At 62.1% G+C, this 430-nt stretch carries 1 protein-coding gene; it reads right to left on the reverse strand.

Annotated features, from left to right (window positions below; all coding sequences use genetic code 11):
- Positions 1 to 430: ATP-binding cassette domain-containing protein (locus KZZ04_RS18440; protein ID WP_219423678.1), on the reverse strand; the 430-nt coding region annotated here is incomplete at both ends.

Consider the following 430-nt stretch of genomic DNA (forward strand, 5'->3'; position numbering starts at 1 on the left):
CGCTGCGCGACACGGGCCAGTTCTTCGAGCCGGTGTGAAATATAAATGATCGCCACGCCCCGGGCCTGCAGGCGGGTGATTTGCTCGAACAGCATCTCGACTTCACGGGCAGTGAGCATGGCCGTGGGTTCGTCGAGGATCAGTACATGGCAGTCGCCGATCAGGTTACGGGCGATTTCGACCATTTGTTGATGGCCGATGCCCAGGCTCCCGACCAGGGTGTCCGGGTCGATCGCGTCCAGCCCGACGTGGGCCATCGCCTCGATCGCGGCCTTGCGCAGTTGGGTGCGGTTGATCCAGCCACAGTTTCTGGGCAGGTTGTCCAGGAACAGGTTTTCGGCCACGGTCAGCGTTGGCAACAGGTTGAGTTCCTGCATAACCATGCGCACGCCCAGCTCTTCAGCCTGGGTGCGGCTACCGGGGCGGTAAT

Source organism: Pseudoalteromonas sp. CR1, from assembly GCF_019392235.1.
Classification (GTDB): domain Bacteria; phylum Pseudomonadota; class Gammaproteobacteria; order Enterobacterales; family Alteromonadaceae; genus Pseudoalteromonas.